Source organism: Nonomuraea sp. NPDC003201, assembly GCF_053590415.1.
Genome location: NZ_JBSFTC010000302.1, coordinates 1 through 12,607 on the forward strand (window position 1 = coordinate 1; position 12,607 = coordinate 12,607).

At 70.4% G+C, this 12,607-nt stretch carries 14 protein-coding genes; 7 read left to right on the plus strand and 7 right to left on the minus strand.

What is annotated here, in order from left to right; translation table 11 throughout:
- A partial coding sequence (locus ACWDX9_RS50760) for a hypothetical protein (RefSeq protein WP_449968685.1) occupies positions 1 to 232 on the plus strand: 232 nt, incomplete at its 5' end.
- A gap of 6 nt (positions 233 to 238) precedes the next feature.
- Here ACWDX9_RS50760 and ACWDX9_RS50765 read toward each other — a convergent pair.
- Positions 239 to 919, minus strand: coding sequence for a CAP domain-containing protein (locus tag ACWDX9_RS50765; protein ID WP_449968687.1), 681 nt, complete (start codon positions 917 to 919; stop codon positions 239 to 241).
- Positions 920 to 1,305: 386 nt separating this feature from the next.
- On the opposite strand from ACWDX9_RS50765, the gene rplM reads away from it, so the two are divergent.
- The 3 genes from rplM to glmM are packed head-to-tail and all read left to right on the plus strand — an operon-like array spanning position 1,306 to position 3,651.
- Entirely contained in the window at positions 1,306 to 1,749 is a 444-nt protein-coding gene (gene rplM, locus ACWDX9_RS50770; RefSeq protein WP_185070656.1) for a 50S ribosomal protein L13, read from the plus strand.
- 26 nt (positions 1,750 to 1,775) lie between these two features.
- Positions 1,776 to 2,297 (plus strand): 30S ribosomal protein S9, encoded by a 522-nt coding sequence (gene rpsI / locus ACWDX9_RS50775; protein ID WP_449968690.1) that lies wholly within the window; start codon positions 1,776 to 1,778, stop codon positions 2,295 to 2,297.
- Between the two features lies 1 nt (position 2,298).
- Positions 2,299 to 3,651, plus strand: coding sequence for a phosphoglucosamine mutase (gene glmM / locus ACWDX9_RS50780; RefSeq protein ID WP_350731018.1), 1,353 nt, complete (start codon positions 2,299 to 2,301; stop codon positions 3,649 to 3,651).
- A gap of 47 nt (positions 3,652 to 3,698) precedes the next feature.
- Here glmM and ACWDX9_RS50785 read toward each other — a convergent pair whose 3' ends face one another.
- The 6 genes from ACWDX9_RS50785 to coaA all read right to left on the minus strand — a co-directional run bounded on the left by ACWDX9_RS50785 (position 3,699) and on the right by coaA (position 9,240).
- Positions 3,699 to 4,415, minus strand: a complete 717-nt coding sequence (locus ACWDX9_RS50785) for an ABC transporter permease subunit (RefSeq protein ID WP_364243746.1) — start codon at positions 4,413 to 4,415, stop codon at positions 3,699 to 3,701.
- A gap of 115 nt (positions 4,416 to 4,530) precedes the next feature.
- Positions 4,531 to 5,445, minus strand: a complete 915-nt coding sequence (locus ACWDX9_RS50790) for an ABC transporter ATP-binding protein (protein ID WP_449968692.1) — start codon at positions 5,443 to 5,445, stop codon at positions 4,531 to 4,533.
- Positions 5,442 to 6,299, minus strand: a complete 858-nt coding sequence (locus tag ACWDX9_RS50795) for an ABC transporter permease (RefSeq protein ID WP_449968695.1) — start codon at positions 6,297 to 6,299, stop codon at positions 5,442 to 5,444. The genes ACWDX9_RS50790 and ACWDX9_RS50795 overlap by 4 nt, the downstream gene beginning before the upstream one ends.
- Positions 6,292 to 7,200, minus strand: a complete 909-nt coding sequence (locus tag ACWDX9_RS50800; RefSeq protein ID WP_364243739.1) for an ABC transporter ATP-binding protein — start codon at positions 7,198 to 7,200, stop codon at positions 6,292 to 6,294. The genes ACWDX9_RS50795 and ACWDX9_RS50800 overlap by 8 nt, the downstream gene beginning before the upstream one ends.
- 40 nt (positions 7,201 to 7,240) lie before the next feature.
- A complete protein-coding gene (locus tag ACWDX9_RS50805; RefSeq protein ID WP_449968697.1) occupies positions 7,241 to 8,167 on the minus strand; it encodes a DUF389 domain-containing protein in 927 nt (308 codons plus the stop codon).
- Positions 8,168 to 8,337: 170 nt separating this feature from the next.
- Positions 8,338 to 9,240: a type I pantothenate kinase gene (gene coaA, locus ACWDX9_RS50810; RefSeq protein WP_449968703.1), complete on the minus strand. Its 903-nt coding sequence runs from the start codon at positions 9,238 to 9,240 to the stop codon at positions 8,338 to 8,340.
- Between the two features lie 194 nt (positions 9,241 to 9,434).
- On the opposite strand from coaA, the gene ACWDX9_RS50815 reads away from it, so the two are divergent.
- The 3 genes from ACWDX9_RS50815 to ACWDX9_RS50825 all read left to right on the plus strand — a co-directional run.
- Entirely contained in the window at positions 9,435 to 10,841 is a 1,407-nt protein-coding gene (locus ACWDX9_RS50815; protein ID WP_449968699.1) for an alkaline phosphatase PhoX, read from the plus strand.
- Between the two features lie 13 nt (positions 10,842 to 10,854).
- Complete coding sequence (locus ACWDX9_RS50820; protein WP_350731030.1) at positions 10,855 to 11,205, plus strand: holo-ACP synthase; 351 nt, start codon at positions 10,855 to 10,857, stop codon at positions 11,203 to 11,205.
- Positions 11,206 to 11,214: 9 nt separating this feature from the next.
- Positions 11,215 to 12,607: NAD(P)H-hydrate dehydratase (locus ACWDX9_RS50825; RefSeq protein ID WP_449968701.1), on the plus strand; the 1,393-nt coding region annotated here is incomplete at its 3' end.

A 12,607-nucleotide genomic window follows, 5' to 3' on the forward strand; every position in this document is an offset into this window, starting at 1 on the left:
GGGCCAAACCTCGATGAACGTGACGCACGAATACCGGAGGGCGCTGCCGTCGGTGCTGCTCGGCGACGGCAGGGAGGGCGGCCGGGTGCGCGCCGGGACCATCGGGACCGGCCGGACCGCCGGGACCGTTCGGAGCGCGGCGTCTGCCCGCAGGCTGGAAGACACTCCCCATGCCATAGGGGGCGCTGTTTTCACGTCCTTCGGGAAAAGCCATGCGGCGACATTACCGTGATGCGCGTCATCGGGTTCCGAAGTCCTGGGTCCACCATGGCCCGTCCGGGCCGGACGCGACGCCCACCCCGATGGCCTTCAGTCCGCAGTCGAGGATGTTCTTGCGCTGGTCGGGGTTGTCGAGCCAGCCGCGCACCGCCTCCTCGGGGGTGCTGTACCCGGCGCCGATGTTCTCGGCGGCGCCCCAGCGGTATCCCGCGCGCTCCATCCGGTCCCACGGCGACGAGCCGTCAGGGGAGGTGTGCGAGAGCTGCCCGGTCTGGGCCATCTCCAGCGAGTGCGTACGCGCGGAGCCGGAGAGACCGGAGTTCACCCTGAGCGCCCCGCAGCCGTGGCGGGACCGGGCGGAGTTGGTCAGCGAGACGACCTTGGCCGCCAGTCCGGGCATGATCTGCACGCCGCCGCTGCCGTCGCTGAGCATCGCGGGGTTGTCCTGGGAGTTGAACCCGGCGATCTGGCCGTCGGGCGATCTGGTGGCCTTGGGGGTGGCCCGGCCGCGGGGCACGGCCTTGGTCGTGATCTCCCTGGGGATCATCTCGACCTGCTGCTGCGCCTTCCTGGCCGTCGTCGGCGCGGGGTTGGCGGTGGCCGCGGCGGGCGGGGCGGTCTCGTTGAGATAGATATGGGGGTTCGGCTCGGCGTCGTCGGTGAGCCGGCCGAGCAGCACCCCCGTGAAGAGCACGGTCATGAGGCAGGCCAGCACCCCCAGGTGATTCCGGCGCCGAGCGCCCCGCTGGGTTGGCCGGGAGTGAGAGTTCTGCCACATACCGCCGCTAACGATAGGGATGTCTGGTCCTGGGAAAGAAGAGGTCCCAGGGAAACGAAACCTAACCGTTCTGCGTTCGGGTAGACTCGCTCCGGGCTACTGGTCGTTTTGACCTGCGCGCCTTTGGGCGAGTAGCTTAGGTTCGTTGTGTGCATAGGTCCCGCGTGACCAATGCGCGGCGCGTCCGGCGTCATCTCCCGCAATGAGGAGACGGAAGGTCCGGGCCGTCGTGTGCCCGCACCGACCGACCAAATGTAGCTGTCGCATCCGACAGCGCCGAAGACGCGAGCATAAAGAAGGCTACGACCGTGCGCACGTACTCACCGAAGCCCGCCGACGTCCAGCGTCAGTGGTACGTCATCGACGCGACCGATGTCGTGCTGGGCCGGCTGGCCAGCCACGTCGCGACCCTGCTCCGCGGCAAGCACAAGCCGATCTTCGCTCCCCACGTCGACACCGGTGACTTCGTCATCGTGATCAACGCGGACAAGATCGCGCTCAGTGGTAACAAGCTTGAGCAGAAGAAGGCGTACCGCCACTCGGGCTACCCGGGCGGTCTGCGTTCCGTCAGCTATGGCGAGCTCATGGAGAAGCGGCCGGACAAGGCCGTCGAGAAGGCCGTCAAGGGCATGCTTCCGAAGAACTCCCTCGGCCGGAAGATGGCGAAGAAGCTGAAGGTCTACGCGGGTTCCGAGCACCCGCACCAGGCCCAGCAGCCGGTGCCGTTCCAGATCACCCAGATCGCCCAGTAGTAGTTCGAAAGAGTTAGAGGAGAACCGTGGCTGAGCCCACCGGTGTCGAGACGGCCGTCGAGCCCGAGCTGGAGGAAATCTCCAGCGAGGAATTCCCGTCCGAGTACACCACCGAGTCCGCCGCCAGCGCCGACGCGCCCGTGCGCAAGCCCGTCACCACGGGCAACTCGTACGGCACCGGCCGCCGCAAGGAGGCGATCGCCCGCGTGCGCATCGTCCCCGGCACCGGCAAGTGGACGATCAACGGTCGTTCGCTGGACGTCTACTTCCCGAACAAGGTCCACCAGCAGATCGTCAACGAGCCCTTCGTGGTGCTCGGCGCCGAGGAGGCGTTCGACGTCATCGCGCGCATCGACGGCGGCGGCGTGACCGGCCAGGCCGGCGCGCTGCGCATGGGCCTGTCCCGCGCCCTGGCGATCCTGGACGTCGAGACCAACCGGCCGCCGCTGAAGAAGGCCGGCTTCCTCACCCGTGACGCCCGCGCCACGGAGCGGAAGAAGTACGGCCTCAAGAAGGCCCGCAAGGCTCCGCAGTACAGCAAGCGCTAAATTGGCGCGCCTTTTCGGCACCGACGGGGTACGTGGGGTCGCGGGTCGCGACCTCACGGCGCAGCTCGCCATGGACCTTTCGGTCGCGGCGGCTCACGTCCTCGGCGATGCGGGCGCGTTCGCCGCTGCCGGCCGCAAGAGCAGGCCGGTGGCGGTCGTGGGCCGGGACCCTCGCGCCTCGGGAGAGTTTCTCGAGGCCGCGGTGGTCGCCGGCCTCGCGGCGTCCGGTGTGGACGTGCTGCGCCTCGGCGTACTGCCCACCCCGGCCGTCGCCCACCTCACCGCCGCGCTCGGCGCCGATCTCGGCGTCATGCTGTCGGCCTCGCACAACCCGGCGCCGGACAACGGCATCAAGTTCCTGGCCCGCGGCGGCTTCAAGCTGTCGGACGCGGTCGAGGACGAGATCGAACGGCGGCTGGGCGAGGACTGGAGCTTTCCCGTCGGCTCGGCCGTGGGCCGGGTGCGGGAAGCGTACGGTGAGGCCAACCGGTACGTCTCCCACCTGCTGACCACGATGAACGCCGCGCTCGACGGGCTGAACATCGTGGTCGACTGCGCTCACGGCGCCGCCCACATGGTGGCCCCGGAGGCGCTGGTGCGGGCGGGCGCCAGGGTCGAGGCCATCGGCGCCAGGCCCGACGGCCTCAACATCAACGCCGGCCACGGCTCCACCCACCTGGACAAGCTCGCGCAGATCGTCGTGTCGCGCGGGGCGGACCTGGGCGTGGCCTACGACGGCGACGCCGACCGCTGCCTGGCGATCGACCACACGGGCGCGATCGTCGACGGCGACCGCATCATGGCCATCCTCGCCGCCGCCATGCACGGCGAGGGCCTGCTGGCCAAGGACACCGTGGTGGCGACCGTGATGTCCAACCTGGGCTTCAAGCTGGCCATGCGCGACGCGGGCATCACCGTGGTGGAGACCGCGGTCGGCGACCGCTACGTGCTGGAGCGGATGAAGTCCGACGGCTACAACCTGGGCGGGGAGCAGTCGGGCCACGTCATCATGCTCGACCACGCCACCACCGGCGACGGCCTGCTCACCTCGCTCCACCTGCTGGGCGTGGTGGCCAAGTCGGGCCTGTCGCTGAAGGAGCTGGCCGCGGTGATGACGCCGCTGCCGCAGATCCTGATCAACGTCAAGGACGTGGACAAGGGCAAGGCCGCCGCCCCCGAGTTGCTGGCCGCCGTCGCCGAGGCGGAGGGCGAACTGGGGGAGACGGGCCGGGTCCTGATCAGGCCGAGCGGCACCGAGCCGATGATCCGGGTCATGGTCGAGGCCGCGTCGGAGGAGCACGCCACCCAGGTGGCCGGCCGCCTCGCCGACGTGGTGCGCACGGCCTGCGTCTGAGCGACGCTTCGAACGGCCCGCGGGGGTGACCCCCGCGGGCCGTTCGTTCATTCGTCCCCGGTGAGCGAGAAGACCCGCAGCCGCTGCCCCGCCCAGAAGACGCCGACCACCGTGACGACGATCAGTGCGGGTACGGCGAAGCTCAGGGCGACGTCCGCCTCGACGAAGGCGGAGTCGGAGATCTGCTTGGCTATCGTCTGGCCCCACTGCTGGATCGAGAACTTGTGGGCGCCCTGGATGAAGTTGCCCACCACGCTCTCCCAGACGAGGGCGTAGATGATGCCGATCGTGACCGCGTGGCGGGTGACGACGCCCAGCAGGAGGAAGACGGCGGCGTACGCGATGCCGGCCACCAGGGCTCCCAGTGCGAATCCTGGGGCGATGCCGTCCTCGTTGCCGGCCAGGATCCAGGCCGCCACGTAGGTGGGCACGGCGCCGAACAGGGCCATCAGCGAGGCCGCCACCAGGAACTTCGTCCGGACGATGACCGGGCGGGAGATCGGCTTGGACATCAGGTGGATGATCGTGCCGTCGTCGATCTCCGGGGCGATGACGCCCGTGCCGGCGATCAGGCCCAGCAGGGGGAGCATGGTGCTGATGGCGAACTTCTGCATCAGCTGCACGGCCGCGCTCTGGTCGCCCCCGCCGAGCACGCGGAAGAGCACGGCCAGCCCGATCAGGGCGAGCGGCAGCAACAGGAGCAGGATGATGCGGCGCCGCCCGAGCAGGGCCCGGTAGGTGATGCCGGCAACGACTGTGTTCATGGCCTCACTCCGTTCGGCGGCTCGGTCGCTGGAGTCCGCCGCCTTCCCTCGTCGCTCTGGTCGCTGCGCTCCCGCCGTTCCTCAGTCCAGGCGGCGGTGCTCCCTCGCGGATTCATCAGGTGCTCCTGGTGATGAGGTAGGAGAAGACGCTCTCCAGGTCCTCGTCCGCCGGGGAGACCTGGTGCAGGTGTACGCCTTCCGCCTGGGCCACCCGGGGGAGGAGCCAGGCGAAGCGGCGGAACTCGGCGGCCTGGACCTCCAGGCCGTCGGGGCGGAGGGTGATGCCGCCCGTCGAGTGGTCGCGGATGAGGGCGGCGGCGAGCTTCCTGTCGTCGCTCGAACGGATCACGAACAGGTGGGGCCGGTCGGTCATCAGGCGCCGGATCTCGCGGAAGTTGCCCGACGCCGCGTGCCGGCCCGCCACCAGCACCTCGATGTGCTGGGCGACCCGTTCGACCTCCTCCAGGATGTGGGAGCTGAACAGGATCGTCTTGCCCGCCGTGCCCATGGCGCGGATCAGGTCCATGAGGTGGAGGCGCTGGCGGGGGTCCATGCCGTTGAACGGCTCGTCGAGCAGGAGCACGGGCGGGTCGTGGACGAGCGCCGCGGCCACCTTGACGCGCTGGCGCATGCCCTTGGAGTACGTCTCCACGCGCCGGTCCTTGGGCTCCTCCATCTCGACCGTGGCCAGGGCCTTGCGGGCCGCCTCCACCGGGTCGCTCAGCCCGTGGAGGCGGGCGGCCGAGAGGACGAACTGCCAGCCGGTGAGGAAGCCATACACGCCCTCCCGTTCCGGGACTAGGCCGATATTTCGGTAAATGTGGTGGTTCTTCCAGACCTGCTGGCCGTCCAGCGTGACCGAGCCGTTGGATGGCGACAGGAAGCCCGCCATCATGTGCAGGAGTGTGGACTTGCCCGCCCCGTTGGGGCCGAGCAGGCCCGTGACGCCGGGGCCGATCGTCATGGTGACGTCGTTGACCGCCACCACGTTGCCGTACCAGCGGGAAACCTGAGACAGCTCGATCTTCACCGTGCGGCCGCCTTCCTGTAGCGCAGCGCGAGGGCGCCCACGGCGAGCGCCACCAGCACCACGAGGGCCGCGGCCGAGGCGGGCCCGCTCGGGTAGTCCCCTTCGGGGATGTGCGGCGGGGTGCCGAACAGCCAGACCTGTACGGAGTCCACCAGCCAGAACGGGTTGGCCAGCCAGGCCCAGGAGGCCGCGGCCTCGTTGCCCGAGGCGTAGAGGGACCCGTAGATCAACGGGACCGACGCCGACGACAGCAGGTAGACGGCGATCACGGAGGCCACCCCGAGCCCGCGCCGCGGCGTGAACGAGGCCAGCGCCAGCCCGAACGACGACATCAGCACGGCCAGCAGCAGCGCCATGAGGACGGAGCCGAGGTATTCGCCGGTGGCCGGCGGCCCGGGCATGTCCACCACCAGCTCGCCGGCGTAGATCAACGTCAGGGGCACCGCCACCAGCAGGAAGAGCGCCGCGGTCATCGCCGTGACCTTGGCGCCCACGTACTCGGCGATCGAGACGGGACGCGACAGGTAGAGCGGCAGCACGCGGTAGCGCAGGTCGGGCGCGACCACGGTGGGCGCCTGCGCGGCCAGGAAGACCGCGACGACGGCCTGCATGATGACGGCGAAACCGCTGTAGGGGAGGATGCGCTGCTGCGCCAGGGCCATCGTCGCGACGGCCACGACGGCCGGCAGGAGCATGATGACGAAGAGGGAGAACGGCATGATCTTGCTGCGGGCCGTGCGCCCGAGGCCGAAGATGCCGCGCAGGCTGTGGACGGTCAGCGCCCGGGTCGCGTAGGCGCGGCCGAGCCGGGGCCCGTCGTAGTGGCGGTAGCCGATGTCGTAGATCTCAGACACCCGCCACCTCCTCCCTGAAGACGTCCTCGATGCGGTGACGTCCCTGTTCGAGGCGGATGAGGCAGAGGTCCAGATCGACGGCGGCGTCCCGGATCGCGTCGAACGTCTCGGGCCCGAGGACCTTGACCACCAGCAGGCGGCCCTGCTGCGAGACCGTCTGGCCGGCCTCGGTCAGCCGGGCGGCCAGCGGCTCCAGCCCCTCCTCGACCTCGACCGTGACGGTCTGCGTGGCCTGGGTGAACTCGCCGATCGCGGACGAGCGCAGCAGCCGCCCGGAGTCGATGACGATCACGTGGTCGCAGATGCGCTCCAGCTCGCCCAGCAGGTGGGAGGTGACCAGCACGCTGATGCCGAACTCGGTGCCGATGCGCCTGATCAGCGTCAGCATCTCGTCGCGGCCGCGCGGGTCGAGGCCGTTGGTGGGCTCGTCCAGGAAGACCAGCTTGGGGTCGTGCACCAGGGCCTGGGCCAGCTTGACGCGCTGCTTCATGCCCGTGGAGTAGCCCCCGACGGCACGGTAGCGCTCTTCGGCCAGGCCCACGTGGCGCAGCACGTCGGCGGCGCGCTCGCGGGCGGCGGAGCGCGGCAGGCCGGACATCTGTGCGAGGTGGACGACCAGTTCGGTGGCGGAGACGTCGGGCGGGAGGCATTCGTGCTCGGGCATGTAACCGACGAGCCGGCGGATCTCGGCGCCCTGCGCGGTCACGTCCAGATCGAGCACCTTGGCCGCGCCGCCGGTGGGCGGCAGCAGGCCGAGCAGGATCTTGAGCAGCGTCGACTTGCCCGCGCCGTTCGCCCCCACCAGACCGGTGACGCCGGGGCCCACGGCGACCGTGAGCTGGTCGACCGCGGTGACGGTGGGGAAGCGTTTGGTCAGCCCCTCGGTGGCGAGGATGTGCATGTGCCCGACCGTACCCGGCGGGCGAGGGCCGCCGCCTCGTTCAGACGGATGAACGCCGTCCTACTTGAGGCCAGAATTTCCGCTGGACCAGCAGCGTCCCCGTGCCCGCGATGATCATGCCGAGGATGTTGACGGCGAGTTGCGAGACCGAGCCGTAGACCTCGTTCCAGTCGCCCAGCGCGAGCGCGACGGCCACGTAGCCGGCCGCGGGCACGGTGGTGACCGAGATGAAGACGCCGACCAGGGCCGACGACTTGCCCGCCGTGACCGACAGCACCCCGGCCGCGCCCGCGAGCAGCGCCACGATGAACGACCACCGGTCCGGCTTGACGATGAACTGGACCTCCGCGTTCCGGAGGAGGTGTTCGATGCCGATCCAGCCCAGCCAGTTCGAGACGAGCGCGCAGGCGAACGTGATCGCGATCGCCACCGTGAACCCGACGACCAGCGTCTTCAGCGCCGCGGTGACCAGGTGCCAGCCGCCGCGCAGCAGGCCGAAGCAGATGCCCGCGACCGGGCCGAACTCCGGCCCGAGCACCATCGCGCCGACGATCAGGATGGGGGAGTTCTGCAGGATGCCGATGCCCGCGAGCTGCGTGGCGATGGCCAGGAAGGCCAGGTACGCCCACGTCATGCGGGAGTCGGCGTGCACCCGGTGCGCGAGCTCCTCCCACACCACGGCGTCGTCGGGATCGCCGGGCGCCTCCTCGACCGCGTCGGTCGCGACCTTGGACAGCGACAGATCGACCTGCTCGATGGCGATGGAGCCCTCGGTCTCCAGCCACTTGAGCCGGTTCAGCACCTCGTTGGCGGACTCGCGCGCCGCGTCGCAGAGGATCACGTCGCCCGCCGGCTCGCGGGCCGCGCCCGGCAGGACGACGATGTTGGTGACGCCTGGGCAGTCCTCCAACACCGTCGTCGCCTCGTCGGTCCGCGCGGCCGGGCTGATCAGTCGCAGATGTAGCACAGGGGCCATTGTCGTCTATCGGACGTTGATGGCGTTTTGACACATCTGCGTGAGGCTGACGCACATGATCCGATACCGATGCCACGACCATGGTGAGGAGTGCTGGTTCGCCGCGGTGGACGACCAGGAGTGCGGGGGCAGGTTGGCCCTCTACCTGTTCGAGGAGGTGCTCAGGTCTGGCGGAGCCGTACCCGCCGTACCGAGTGGTCGGCGCCCTTCTTGAGCACGAGGTCGGCCCGGCCCCTTGTGGGGGCGATGTTCTCGACCAGGTTGCGCTCGTTGATGTCGCGCCAGACGTTGACCGCGAAGGCCGTGGCCTCCTCGTACGAGAGCTCCGCGATGTACCGGAAGTACGACTTCGGGTCCTCGAAGGCGGTGCGGCGGAGTTTGTGGAAGCGGTCCACGTACCAGGTGCGGATGTCCTCGACCTTGGCGTCCACGTAGATGGAGAAGTCGAAGTAGTCGTTGACCGCGAGGGACGTGGGCGGGGCCGGCTGGAGGACGTTGAGCCCCTCGATGATCAAGATATCCGGACTTTTCACGACTTGGCTTGCCTTGGGCACGATGTCGTACTCCAGGTGGCTGTAGATCGGCGCGCGCACCTCCGCCGCCCCGGCCTTCACCTCCGCCACGAACCTGACCAGCGCCCTGCGGTCATAGCTCTCCGGGAAGCCCTTGCGGTGCATGATCCCCTTGGCCTCCAGCACCGCGTTCGGATAGAGGAAGCTGTCGGTGGTGATCAGCTCCACGTGCGGGTGCTCGGGCCAGCGGGCCAGCAGCGTGTGCAGGAGCCGCGCCGTCGTCGACTTGCCGACCGCGACGCTGCCCGCGATGCCCAGGATGTACGGCACGCGCTGCTCGGGGTGCCCGAGGAACGCCCTCAGCACGCTGCTGCGCTCTTTGGATCCGGTGAAGTGCAGGTTCAGCAGTCGAGTCAGGGGGAGATAGATGTCCGTGACTTCAGTGAGGTCGATGGGGTCGTCGAGGCCGCGAAGCTCTTCCAGCTCGTCTGCGGTGAGAGTCAAGGGCGTGTTCTTGCGGAGCTCGCTCCACTGCTCCCTGCTCAGTTCCACGTAGCCGTTGTTCACCTTGGCAGCGTAGCGATGAGCCGTGAACCGGATCATGGCCGGGTGTGCGCAGCGAGATCCACAGCCTGTGGATAAAGAAGTGGGATTACCGAGACTCAGTTCGGGGAAGGAAGATCCGTCTTGCCGAATCACGCGTATGAACAGGTGTCGGCGGCTACTGTGCAGGGCTGGGAGGTCTGATGGACCGTCGTCGCTTCATCACGAACGTGATCGCCGTCGCCGGCCCCTTCGCCGGAGTCGCGTGCGCGGGAGTGCAAGGGGGCGTCAAGCCGGTGCAGGGGGGTTACGGGCGGCTGAAGCCCGTGCCCGACCTGCGTGACGGGAAGGTGCGGCTGCACCTGCCCGAAGGGTTCAAATATCGCTCGTTCAGCGCCGCCGGCGAGAAGTTCAGCGACGGGTCGGCCGTGCCGGGCAGGCACGACGGCATGGCGGCGTTCTCCGGCCCCAAGGACAGCGCGATCCTGATCCGCAACCACGAGGTCAACGGCCCCGTCGGCGCGTTCGGCGACAAGGCCAGGGCGTACGACCCGATGGCCGGGGGCGGCACCTCCACGCTGCGCGTCACGCGCTACGGAGAGGTGATCCAGGCCGCCCCCTCGCTCAACGGCACCATGATGAACTGCTCGGGCGGCCCCATGGCGTGGCGGGCCTGGGTGAGCTGCGAGGAGACGGTCAACGGGCCCGACGTGGCCGACGACTTCTCCGGCGGCGACAACGCCAAGCTCACCCGCAAGCACGGCTACATCTTCGAGGTGCCGGTCAACCGCGCCGCCACCGCCAGGCCGATCAAGTCGGCCGGCCGGTTCCCGCACGAGTCGGTGGCGTTCGACCCCTCCACGGGCGCGCTCTACATGACCGAGGACAACTTCTCCTACCCCTCCGGCTTCTACCGCTACCTGCCGCCGAAGCACCCCGTCCAGGCCGGGCGGCTGCTCGACGGCGGGCGGCTGCAGATGCTGGCCGTCAAGGGCGCCAAGCGCAAGGACCTGTCCGTGGGGCAGCAGCCCGCGGCCACCTTCCAGACCGTCTGGGTGGACATCGAGGACCCCGACCCGACCTTCACCGGCAGGCCCGCCTACGACCAGGCCGTCCAGGCCGTGGGCAGCCAAGGGCGCGAGCAGGGCGCGGCGATCTTCTCCCGGCTGGAGGGGGCCGTCTTCCACCAGGGGGTCGTGTACTTCGTCTCCACCCAGGGCGGGGCCACGGCGGCCGGCGACACGCCGCCCTCCGGGTTCGGCAAGGGGCGGGGGCAGGTGTGGGCGTACGAGACGTGGAGCGGGCGGCTCAGGCTCGCCTACGAGTCGCCGCGCTCGACGGTGCTCGACCTGCCCGACAACGTGACGGCCAGCAGGCGCGGCACGCTCGTGCTGTGCGAGGACGGCGACGGCGACAACTACCTGCGCGGGCTCACGAAGGCGGGCCAGATCTTCGACTTCTGCCGCCTGGAGCCGATCCCCGACGACCCGGGGGCGGAGTTCGCGGGCTCGACGTTCGGGCCCGGCGGCCACACCCTCTACGTCAACGTCCAGTCGAAACAGGGCAGGTCATTTGCGATCTGGGGTCCGTGGGAGCGCGGGCTGTTCTGAGTACGCTGGGGTCATGATCCTTGGCATCGGCGTTGACGTCGTGGACATCGACCGCTTCGAGGCGGCGCTGGAGCGCACGCCGCAGCTCAAGGAGCGGCTGTTCACCGAGGCCGAGATAGAGCTGCCGGTGCGGTCGCTGGCCGCCAGGTTCGCCGCCAAGGAGGCCGTGGCCAAGGCGCTCGGCGCGCCCAGGGGGATGGCCCACCTGGAGGCCGAGGTGCGCCGCGACGAGCACGGCAAGCCCGAGCTGCGGATCACCGGCAAGGCCGCGGAGGTCGCCTACGACCTCGGAGTCAAGCGCTGGCACGTCTCGCTCAGCCACGACGCGGGCGTGGCCGTGGCCTACGTGATCGCGGAGGGATAGCTTCGGATCGTGAAGACTGCCTACACCGCCGACCAGATCCGGGGCGCCGAGCACGAGCTGATGGCGCGGCTGCCCGAGGGCACGCTCATGCAACGGGCCGCCACCGGGCTCGCCGCCGTCTGCGCCGACCTCCTGGGCAGGGTCTACGGCAAACGCGTCGTGCTCCTCGTCGGCAGCGGCGACAACGGCGGTGACGCGCTCTACGCGGGCGAGCGGCTGGCCAGGCGCGGGGCGTGGGTGGGCGCCGTCCTGGCCGGGTCCAAGACGCACGAGGCCGGGCTCGCCGCGCTCAGGCAGGCCGGCGGCCAGGTCGTCGAGCGTGACGCCCTGGAGCGCGCGGACCTGATCATCGACGGGCTCGTCGGGATCGGGGCCTCAGGGGCGCTGCGGGAGCCGTACCGGGCGCTCGTCGAGGAGGCGAACGCGGCCCGCGGGCCGATCGTCGCGGTGGACGTGCCGAGCGGTGTGGACGCGAGCAGCGGCCGGGTGGAGGGCCTCGCGGTGCGGGCCCGGGTGACCGTGACCATGGGGGCGTACAAGACGGGCCTGCTCGTCGATCCCGGCGCCGAGCACGCGGGCACGGTCGAGCTGGTGGACATCGGGCTCGGCGCCTATCTGCCCGATCCCGACGTCGCGGCGCTGACCGGCGGCGACGTGGACGTCCTGCTGCCGCGGCCCGGCAACGAGTCCGACAAGTACCGCAGGGGTGTGCTGGGCGTCGCCGCGGGGAGCGACCTGTTCACCGGCGCGGCCGTGCTGGCCGTGGGCGGCGCGTTGCGGGCGGGGGCCGGCATGGTGCGGTACGCGGGCCCCGGCGCGCCGGTCGCCCAGGTGCGCGCGCACTGGCCGGAGGCCGTGGTCACCGAGCTGGACCGGCCCTCCCTCGAAGACGTGGGCCGGGTGCAGGCGTGGGTGCTCGGGCCGGGGCTGGGCACCGGGGAATGGGCGCACGAGGTGGCCGCCCAGGTGCTGGCGTCCGACGTGCCCGTGCTGATCGACGCCGACGGGCTGACGCTGGTGGCCCGGGACCGCGGGCTGCTGCGGCGGTCGGCGCCCGTCCTGATCACGCCGCACGCCGGGGAGCTGGCGCGGCTCATCCGCGCCGACCGGGACGCCATCGAGGCCGCCCGGCTGGAGCACGTCCGCCGGGCCGCGGCCGAGCTGGGCGTGACCGTGCTGCTCAAGGGCTCCACCACGGTGGTGGCCGAGGAGTCGCGGCCGGTCCGGGCGAACGTCACGGGCACGGCCTGGCTGGCCACCGGAGGGACCGGCGACGTGCTGGCGGGGGTGGCCGGGGCGCTGCTCGCCCAGGGGCTGAGCTGCTACGACGCGGCGTCCTGCGGGGCGTTCCTGCACGGGCTCGCCGGGCGGCGGGCCGCCGAGGGCGCGCCGCTGACCGCGG

What these genes read in the sequence shown, in the direction of transcription:
- ACWDX9_RS50820 (WP_350731030.1), top strand. Translation starts at nt 10,855, where the DNA reads ATGATCCTTGGCATCGGCGTTGACGTCGTGGACATCGACCGCTTCGAG.
- ACWDX9_RS50785 (WP_364243746.1), bottom strand. Translation starts at nt 4,415, where the DNA reads ATGAACACAGTCGTTGCCGGCATCACCTACCGGGCCCTGCTCGGGCGG.
- ACWDX9_RS50800 (WP_364243739.1), bottom strand. Translation starts at nt 7,200, where the DNA reads ATGCACATCCTCGCCACCGAGGGGCTGACCAAACGCTTCCCCACCGTC.
- ACWDX9_RS50815 (WP_449968699.1), top strand. Translation starts at nt 9,435, where the DNA reads ATGGACCGTCGTCGCTTCATCACGAACGTGATCGCCGTCGCCGGCCCC.
- ACWDX9_RS50765 (WP_449968687.1), bottom strand. Translation starts at nt 919, where the DNA reads ATGACCGTGCTCTTCACGGGGGTGCTGCTCGGCCGGCTCACCGACGAC.